Source organism: Iodidimonas gelatinilytica, assembly GCF_008579125.1.
Taxonomy (GTDB): Bacteria; Pseudomonadota; Alphaproteobacteria; order Sphingomonadales; family Rhodothalassiaceae; genus Iodidimonas; species Iodidimonas muriae.
Map to the genome: position 1 here is coordinate 1 of NZ_BKCL01000020.1, position 8301 is coordinate 8301.

The 8301-nt window shown below is 55.6% G+C and carries 7 protein-coding genes, 3 tRNA genes and 1 pseudogene; 6 read left to right on the forward strand and 5 right to left on the reverse strand.

Annotation, left to right across the window (positions count from 1 at the left end; translation table 11 throughout):
* The 4 genes and pseudogenes from JCM17844_RS15550 to JCM17844_RS13710 all read right to left on the reverse strand — a co-directional run.
* Positions 1–210 (reverse strand): annotated as a pseudogene (locus JCM17844_RS15550) (non-hydrolyzing UDP-N-acetylglucosamine 2-epimerase); the annotation flags it as partial.
* A gap of 113 nt (positions 211–323) precedes the next feature.
* Positions 324–2147 carry a glutamine--fructose-6-phosphate transaminase (isomerizing) gene (glmS, locus tag JCM17844_RS13700; protein WP_150001465.1) on the reverse strand — a complete coding sequence of 608 codons (1824 nt, stop codon included), beginning with the start codon at positions 2145–2147 and terminating at the stop codon, positions 324–326.
* Positions 2148–2169: 22 nt separating this feature from the next.
* Positions 2170–3531: a bifunctional UDP-N-acetylglucosamine diphosphorylase/glucosamine-1-phosphate N-acetyltransferase GlmU gene (glmU, locus tag JCM17844_RS13705; RefSeq protein ID WP_150001466.1), complete on the reverse strand. Its 1362-nt coding sequence runs from the start codon at positions 3529–3531 to the stop codon at positions 2170–2172.
* Positions 3532–3779: 248 nt separating this feature from the next.
* Positions 3780–3855, reverse strand: a tRNA-Thr gene (locus JCM17844_RS13710).
* A gap of 527 nt (positions 3856–4382) precedes the next feature.
* Here JCM17844_RS13710 and JCM17844_RS13715 point away from each other — a divergent pair.
* The 4 genes from JCM17844_RS13715 to JCM17844_RS16815 all read left to right on the forward strand — a co-directional run bounded on the left by JCM17844_RS13715 (position 4383) and on the right by JCM17844_RS16815 (position 6820).
* Complete coding sequence (locus JCM17844_RS13715; RefSeq protein ID WP_371863807.1) at positions 4383–4760, forward strand: GntR family transcriptional regulator; 378 nt, start codon at positions 4383–4385, stop codon at positions 4758–4760.
* A complete protein-coding gene (locus JCM17844_RS13720) occupies positions 4753–5634 on the forward strand; it encodes an ABC transporter ATP-binding protein (protein ID WP_210432030.1) in 882 nt (293 codons plus the stop codon). Before JCM17844_RS13715 ends, JCM17844_RS13720 begins: the two co-directional genes overlap by 8 nt.
* On the forward strand, positions 5631–6590 hold the full coding sequence (locus JCM17844_RS13725) for a hypothetical protein (protein ID WP_150001468.1): 960 nt from the start codon (positions 5631–5633) through the stop codon (positions 6588–6590). Before JCM17844_RS13720 ends, JCM17844_RS13725 begins: the two co-directional genes overlap by 4 nt.
* Before the next feature lie 98 nt (positions 6591–6688).
* Positions 6689–6820, forward strand: a complete 132-nt coding sequence (locus JCM17844_RS16815) for a hypothetical protein (protein WP_268885195.1) — start codon at positions 6689–6691, stop codon at positions 6818–6820.
* Between the two features lie 88 nt (positions 6821–6908).
* Here the strand turns inward: JCM17844_RS16815 and rlmB are convergent, their stop codons facing one another.
* A complete protein-coding gene (rlmB, locus tag JCM17844_RS13730; RefSeq protein ID WP_210432031.1) occupies positions 6909–7820 on the reverse strand; it encodes a 23S rRNA (guanosine(2251)-2'-O)-methyltransferase RlmB in 912 nt (303 codons plus the stop codon).
* Positions 7821–7961: 141 nt separating this feature from the next.
* On the opposite strand from rlmB, the gene JCM17844_RS13735 reads away from it, so the two are divergent.
* Positions 7962–8045 (forward strand) — tRNA-Tyr (locus JCM17844_RS13735).
* A 72-nt stretch (positions 8046–8117) separates the two neighbouring features.
* Positions 8118–8191: transfer RNA gene (locus JCM17844_RS13740), tRNA-Gly, on the forward strand.
* The last annotated feature ends 110 nt before the right edge of the window (positions 8192–8301 follow it).

Consider the following 8301-nt stretch of genomic DNA (forward strand, 5'->3'; position numbering starts at 1 on the left):
GGGGGCCATCAGGTCCAGATCATATGTGCTTTTGAGGCCAAATTGTTGCAACACCGGCTGCACCAAATCCCGGTGCTGGCCTGTCAGGCACAAGCTGTGCGTGATGTCACGTCTTTGCTCGAACTCCAGAATGAGAGGAGCGAGTTTGATAGCCTCTGGGCGCGTGCCAATGACAGACAGGATGTGCACAATCCATATAACCCGTGGCATTGGGGGCCAAGCACCATGCAGCGCCCCCTTGAAGTACACTTGATACGGGTATTCTTTCCAGTTATTCGTGCAACTGTCCAGTGTTTATTTAGAGATGTTTCGCTGAATGAGGCTCATTCCACCGTTACCGATTTTGCCAGATTGCGCGGTTGGTCCACATCGGTGCCTTTATGGACGGCGGTGTGATAAGCGAGAAGCTGCACAGGCAGTGCATAAAGCAAAGGCGTGGCCATGGGGTGGACCTGTGGCAGTTCGATGCTGGCCACGGCCATGTCGCTGTGATTTTTCAGGCCGTCTTTGCAACTCATCAAAATCACTTTTCCGCCGCGGGCGATGGCCTCTTCCATATTGGATACGGTTTTTTCAAACAAAGGCCCCATGGGGGCAATCACCACAATGGGAACGGCTTGATCGATGAGGGCGATCGGGCCGTGTTTCAATTCCCCTGCCGCATAGCCTTCGGCGTGAATATAGCTGATTTCCTTGAGCTTCAACGCGCCTTCAAGGGCGATGGGATAATCGGTTCCACGGCCCAGATAAAGCACATCGCGGGCATTTGCCAGATCGGCTGCGATGTCGCGCAGCTTTTCATCATGATGCAAAACCTCTGCCATGCGGGAGGGGACTTCGCTCAAGGCTTGCACCAAGGTGGCCTCCAAAGAGCGGTCGATGGTTTTGCGCAAGACGCCAAAGCCAATGGCAAGGGCAGCGAGAACACTGAGCTGGCAGGTGAAGGCCTTGGTGCTGGCGACTCCGATTTCCGGTCCTGCATGGATGGGAAACACCATATCGGCTTCGCGGGCCATGGTGGATTCCGGCACATTCACGATGGCGGCCACCGTTTGACCTGCCTGTTTGCAATGGCGCAGGGCTGCCAGCGTATCGGCCGTTTCGCCCGATTGCGAGATAAACACCGCCAAGCCGCCTTGGGAAAGAACCGGCGCGCGATATCGAAACTCCGAGGCGATATCCACATCCACCGGAATGTGGGCATAGTGTTCTATCCAGTATTTGGCGACCATGGCCGCATAATAGCTGGTGCCGCACGCTATCAGCGTGATGCGCGAAATGGTTTTGGGATCAAAGCACAGATCTTGCAGCACAATGCGTTGATTTAACGGGTCAATATAGCTGCTGAGGGTTTGCCCGACGACGGTGGGCTGCTCATAGATCTCCTTGAGCATGAAATGGCGGTGATTGCCCTTATCCACCAAAGCCCCGGTGGCGGCGGACAAGGTGATGGGCCGCTCAACCGCGGCGCCGGTCATATCGAATATCTGCACAGTGTCGTTGGACATTTGGACCCAATCGCCTTCTTCCAGATAGCAAATGCGATTGGTCAGTCCCGCCAAAGCGATGGCATCAGAGCCCAAATAACTTTCCCCTTCGCCATAGCCCACAACCAGCGGGCTGCCGCGTCGCGCGCCAAACATCACGCGGTCTTCGCCATTGATCAAAATGGCAAGGGCAAAGGCCCCTTCCAATTGGTCGAGGGTGTCTTTCACGGCATCATGGGGGGAAAGACCACGGGCGATACGGTCGCTTAACAAATGGGCGATGACTTCCGTATCGGTGTCGCTGGAAAAGCTGTGTCCGGCTTTTATCAGGGCATCGCGCAGCTCTTTGAAATTTTCGATAATACCATTATGGACCACCGCAACATGTGCCCCCAGATGAGGATGGGCATTGGCTTCGGTCGGAGCACCATGGGTGGCCCATCGGGTGTGGCCAATGCCGATCAGGCCCTCTAGCGGGGATTTTTCCAATACCGCTTCCAGATTGCGCAATTTGCCGCTGGCCCGGCGGCGGTCCAGCCTGCTGTTGCACAAGGTGGCGATGCCGGCGCTGTCATAACCGCGATATTCCAGCCGACGCAAAGCGTCCACCAGCCGGTCTGAAACAGGCGCGCGCCCGACAATGCCAATGATGCCGCACATGATGGTCCACTCCCTCGTCTGTTTATTTTTTACGTTGCTTGGCGGCGCGGAATTTTTTTGCCCAGCCGGGTCGCGTTTGCCGCTCGGCCCGGGTGAGCGCCAGATCGTCGGCCTCCACATTCCCGGAAAGGGTGCTGCCTGCGCCTACAATGGCCCCGGCCCCGATGGTAACGGGGGCCACCAACGCAGAATTGGAGCCGATAAAGGCTCCGGCACCGATGCTGGTATGGTATTTTGAAAAGCCATCATAATTGCACGTGATGGTGCCCGCACCGATATTGGCATGGGCCCCAATGCTGGCATCGCCGATATAGCTTAAATGGCTGATCTTGGCACCCTCTTCCACTTTGGCCTTTTTGATTTCCACGAAATTTCCCACCTTTGCTCCAATGCCGATCTCGGCACCGGGCCGCAGCCGGGCATAGGGGCCAATTGTGGCATTTTCCGCGACATGTGCTCCTTCCAGATGCGAAAAAGCGCGGATGGTTGCACCATCGGCAATATGGACGCCGGGGCCGAAGACCACATGGGGTTCCACCAGAACGTCCCGGCCCAGCTTGGTATCGTGGCTGAAATAAACGCTCGCGGGATCAATCAAGGTCGCTCCATTTGCCATGGCGGCGTCCCGCATGCGTTTTTGAATCACCGCTTCCGCCTTGGCCAGATCCATCCGTGAATTGACCCCGATCAGATCGTCTTCCAAAGCCTCGACCACTTGCACGCTTGCCCCCAGGCTGCGAGCGATGGCCACCGTATCGGTGAGGTAATATTCGCCATTGGCATTGGAATTTGTCAGGCGTGACAGCAGGTCGGGCAATAAAGCTCCATCAAAAGCCATCACCCCGGAATTGCACAAGGATATGGCGCGTTCAGACGGGGTGGCATCTTTATATTCGACAATGCGATCAAGCGCGTCATCGCCATCCAGAACCAGTCGGCCATATTGGGCCGGGTCTTTGGGGCGAAAGCCCAGCACCACAAGGCCGGTTTTGCCGCTGCCATTTGGGGGCGTGCTGTGCAAACGGCTGAGCATTTGCGCCAAAATATCAGCAGGAATCAGCGGCGTATCGCCATAAAGCACCAAAATATCGCCCTTATGACCGTCCAGTTCGGGGAGGGCTGCCATCACCGCATGCCCCGTACCCAATTGCGGCTCTTGTACAGCAAAGCGGATATCACGGCCCGCCATCGCCGTTTCCACTTGGTCGCGGCCGGCCCCCACCACCATCACTGTGCGACTGGTTTGCACATGATCAAGTGTTGCCAAAAGATGATGGATCATTGGTTGCCCTGCCAAGGGATGCAGTACTTTATGTTGGCTTGATTTCATGCGGGTGCCCTTGCCAGCAGCAAGGATGACGGCGGCAATGGCGCGGCTGGTCATGAAGGGTTGAACCTCTTTTGATAAGCGACGATCGTGGATTGGTGAGCGTAATGCCTAAAACAAGCGCAGGGTGCCACAGGGCGTGATCCAATTCAAAACCCAATCATGGACGGTGAGGGACTTTTCTCTGTCAGTCTCTTAGGGGGAAGAGGGGGAGCTGGCATGGGCAGCCACGCGTTCCCCCATCATGTCCGGCACCCGAGAGAGCGTTATGTGCGAGTCGGGCTGGACGGGACTAAGGGGGGAAATGGTGCCGGCTGAGGGACTCGAACCCCCGACCTTCGGTTTACAAAACCACTGCTCTACCAACTGAGCTAAGCCGGCCCTGCGCTTATATGGGGCTGAAGTGCCCGCGCGGCTGGGAACCTATGCGGCGATGCGCCGAGAATCAATTGAAAAAATGCCCGGACGGGCGGTTGATGGGGCAGAGTCTGTTCTTTTTTCTTAGTTTAATGTGAAATAACGCCCGGACAGAGATCGCTTGGTGCATGAAGAATGAAATTATCTCATTAAAAAATAATGATAATTTTTGTGGTGATGTAGGAGGATACAACACCTGTTGACATGTGCGTTCCGGTGTTATACATATGTAACACACTAAGGCGATGGGCATGGCCCTCCCGCCAAATAACGACAGCAAGCGATAAACTCCGAAAAGGAGAGGCCCGATGGTCACGACAGCGAGGATAAGCGACTCTTTTAAAGGAAATCGGCGGATAAATCGCTTGATTCCCACACGGCGGCATGATTTTCGAATCGCCCCTGTGCCCACCCTGTTTGGCATATCGTAACGGCGCCATGGGGACAAACCGGGGATAAGATGAAAGAATGCCAAAGAAAGAAACATCATGATCACGTCAGATTGGACGGACGATCAGCCGATTTACCGGCAATTAAGAGACAAGGTGGTGAATGCCATCATTGACGGTGACCTGAAGGAAGGGGAGCCACTGCCCTCGGTGCGAGCAATCGCCGTGGACCTGCAAATCAATCCGATCACTGCATCAAAGGCTTATCAGGAGTTGGTGGCCGAAGATCTGGTGGAAAAACGTCGGGGCCTGGGCATGTTCATCATTGAAGGTGCGCGCGGCAAGGTTTTGTCCAATGAGCGCCGCCGGTTTTTGGAAGAAGACTGGCCGCGCATTCTCGAGCGCATAGACTCACTGGGAATCGATCCACAAGACTTGCTCGCAACAAGCGTTGAAAAAACAGGGGGCGGTAATGAATGACCACAAAATGCACGCCGGGAATCCGGTGATCGAAGCCACCGGGCTTGCCAAGCAATATGGGAAGTTTACGGCTTTGAAGGGCGTTGATTTTACCATCCCTCTTGGACGGATCTTTGGCGTCATTGGTGCCAATGGCGCGGGCAAGACCACTTTGCTCAATGCCATTTTGGGGCTGATTCCCTTTGATGGCGATGTGCGGGTTTTGGGAAAAGACCCGGGGCGTCAGCGCGATGAATTGATGAAAGAGGTCTGCTTCATTGCCGATGTGGCCACTTTGCCCCGTTGGATGAAGGTCTCGCAGCTTTTGGATTATGTGGAAGGCGTGCATCCGCGTTTTTCGCGCACGGCCACGCTGAATTTTCTGGAGCGCACGAAAATTCCGCAAAACAAGGCGATCAAGGCCCTGTCCAAAGGCATGGTGACGCAACTGCATCTGGCCATTGTCATGGGCATCGATGCCCGCCTTTTGGTGCTGGACGAGCCGACCCTGGGCCTGGACATCTTGTTCCGCAAAGCCTTTTATCGGGATCTTTTAGAAGAATATTTCGATGAAGAGCGCACCATCATCGTCACTACCCATCAGGTGGAGGAAATTGAACATATCCTGAGTGATGTGATGTTCATCCGCGACGGCGAGATTGTGCTGGATGCTCCGGCCGACGATTTGAATGAACGGTTTTTCGAACTGGTCACCGACAATGATCATGCGGATGCGGCAAGGGCTTTGAACCCGATCCAGGAAAGCCGCTCTCTGGGGCGCTGCTCCTTTGTCTATGAAGGGGCGGATCGTGCCGCGTTGAAACAATTGGGCGACATTCGCAGGATGTCGCTGGCCGATATCTTTGTCGCCAAAATGTCGGGAGACGGGGCATGAGTAAATTTTTGGCCTTGGCCAAGCGCGAACTGATCGAGCACCGGACCGGCATTGTTTATGCACCGGCGATCATTACAGGATTGATGCTGGTTGTGGCGGTTGCATCGCTGAGCATCGGCGCCGGAATCATGGTGCCTGATTGGCATGGTTCTGAAAACGAATATGCCTCCATAGCAGGCTTGCTAGGGAGGCTGGCGGCGGAAGAGCCTTTGGTGCGGGGCGGGCTGGTGATCACTTTCCTGTCCATGATGTCCGCTCCAGCTTTGCTGATTTTGCCCTTTGTGATTTTTTTCATCCTGCTGGGCAGCCTTTATGAAGAACGGCGAGACAGGAGTTTCCTGTTTTGGAAGTCCATGCCGGTGTCGGATACGCAAGAAGTTCTGGTCAAATTGGCCGCAGGCATGGTGCTGGCGCCGCTGGTTTTCCTGATCGTCAGTGCGATTATGCAGGTTCTCACCCTTTTGGTGGTCTCTGTCATTGGCGGCGTGCAAGGCGGACCGGTGTGGACCGTGTGGCAAATCGACGTGATTTTGATAAACTGGCTGCAATCCCCGGTATTCATGATGATGTGGGCTCTGTGGGCGTTGCCTGTCTTTGCCTGGGTGCTTTTTTGTGGTGCTTATGCTCCCCGCGCCCCCTTCATGTATGCTGTGTTGCCGCCTGTGGTGGTGGCGGTGGCCGAGGGTCTGTTTTTGCGCTCGAACCATTTCATTACATGGATCGGCACCCATCTGTCCGCAGCTCCGGTGATCCGTTCTATCAGCGAACCGATTGCGGATAGTACGCGATTTAATGGGGCGGGCGAGAGCGAACTTGAAATCGTCATGCAGGAAATGAGCAAACCCGATCTTGGGGGGGCGTTCTCTACGCTCGGTTCTGTGGACTTGTGGATCGGTCTGGTGATTGCCGCCGGTCTCATCTATGGCGCGATCTGGTTCCGCCGCTACAATCTCTGACGCACTTAATCCTTGTCTTCACTGCTCTGGGGAAGGGCGGTGAAGACCTTCAAAAACAAAATAATCTATCCATGACAGTATCTGATGAGGACAAGACCATGAAAAACGTTCTGCAAACGAAAGTCGCACCGGAAACGGACAGCACGGTTCCCCTGACACTGATTCGTCACGCCCAGCGCCATTATAATAACAACCGCAAGGTTGCCCATGCGAATGGAGCCCGGTCCTGAGTTTGTCAGGGCAAGGATTGTCACCTATCAAGCGAGACGGGTTGGAAAAAGGCCGGGCCACTTCAGGGCGCGGCCTTTTTATGTGCGATTATCGCTTTGGCTTTCCTTGTGTCAGGGCGTAAAGGGCCACAGCGGCGGCATTGGATACATTCAGGCTATCGATCAGCCCACCCGTTGCGGTCAACGGGATTTTCGCCAGCATATCGCAGTGCTTGCGCACCAGAGGGCGCAGGCCCCGGCCTTCTGCACCCAACACCAGAACCAAAGCCGGACCAAGGTCGATCGCCTCAAGTGTCGCTTCGCCCTCGCCCGCAAGGCCGACGCGCCAATAGCCCATCTGTGCCAGTTCATCCAGCGTTGCGGCGATATTGGTCACCCGCACCCATGGCACCACATCCAAAGCGCCAGACGCCGATTTGGCAAGAACGCCGCTTTCCGGCGGGACATGGCGATCTTGCGTAATAAGGCATTGGGCGCCAAATACGGCAGCAGAGCGCAAGATGGCGCCCACATTATGGGGGTCTTCCACCTGATCCAGCACCACGATCACCGAGCGTTCGGCCGTTTTTGGCGGGAAATCCAGGGCGGAATATCCGGGAAGCGGCAAGACCTCCAACACCACGCCTTGGGTGGGAGAATCGCCGGTGGCATTGGGGCCGGACACCAAAGACTTCAGACTGTCCATGTCGGTGATCTCGACCGGAAGGCCCGTGGGTAAGGCGCATAGGGAGGTTAAGGCGTCCAAGCCGTTTTTGGTGGCATAAAGCCGTTTGGCCTGCCGCTTTGGATTCAAAAGCGCTGCTGCAACGGCGTGCTTTCCGAACAACAATAATCCGGGCGCCCTTTTGTTGGGGCGATTGGTTTCTGTGGGAGCTGTGCGCCGTTTTTCCGGGGCTTTTCTGGCCTCTGGAGCGGGGCCGCGCCCGGGTGTTTTTCTGCGAGATTTTTTTTGCTGTGCCATGGCTTCGCTATAGGCATAACGGGCTTTGGGCGCAAGCATCCACCATGGGGAATGCCGTTCCGGATCATAGGAAAATGCTTTTGGGGATGAATTTCCCGAAGAGGAATGTTGACAAGGCCTTCCATTTGCGGATAGTCCGGCCCCACGCGGCTCGGAAGTGAACGGGCCGTCATGTGTTTTGGAGGGGTGGCCGAGTGGTTAAAGGCAGCAGACTGTAAATCTGCCGGGTTTCCCTACGCAGGTTCGAATCCTGCCCCTCCACCACTTTTTTCCCACAATGTTCAGACAGATAACGGTCAGACATTGAGGGAGCCGGACAGGTTGCCGGCCGGGTTCGCGGGTGTAGCTCAATGGTAGAGCCCCAGCCTTCCAAGCTGGTTATGCGGGTTCGATTCCCGTCACCCGCTCCAGATTTAGGGGCACGCATGCCTTTCTGGGCCCGTCGCTGCCGATCCGTCGGAATTTGCGCAATGAATCGCCCCGATGGGCGCGGTGAGAACGAATTAATAGGACTGGGCAA

What these genes read in the sequence shown, in the direction of transcription:
- JCM17844_RS13725 (WP_150001468.1), top strand. Translation starts at nt 5,631, where the DNA reads ATGAGTAAATTTTTGGCCTTGGCCAAGCGCGAACTGATCGAGCACCGG.
- rlmB (WP_210432031.1), bottom strand. Translation starts at nt 7,820, where the DNA reads ATGCTTGCGCCCAAAGCCCGTTATGCCTATAGCGAAGCCATGGCACAG.
- glmS (WP_150001465.1), bottom strand. Translation starts at nt 2,147, where the DNA reads ATGTGCGGCATCATTGGCATTGTCGGGCGCGCGCCTGTTTCAGACCGG.
- JCM17844_RS16815 (WP_268885195.1), top strand. Translation starts at nt 6,689, where the DNA reads ATGAAAAACGTTCTGCAAACGAAAGTCGCACCGGAAACGGACAGCACG.
- glmU (WP_150001466.1), bottom strand. Translation starts at nt 3,531, where the DNA reads ATGACCAGCCGCGCCATTGCCGCCGTCATCCTTGCTGCTGGCAAGGGC.
- JCM17844_RS13720 (WP_210432030.1), top strand. Translation starts at nt 4,753, where the DNA reads ATGAATGACCACAAAATGCACGCCGGGAATCCGGTGATCGAAGCCACC.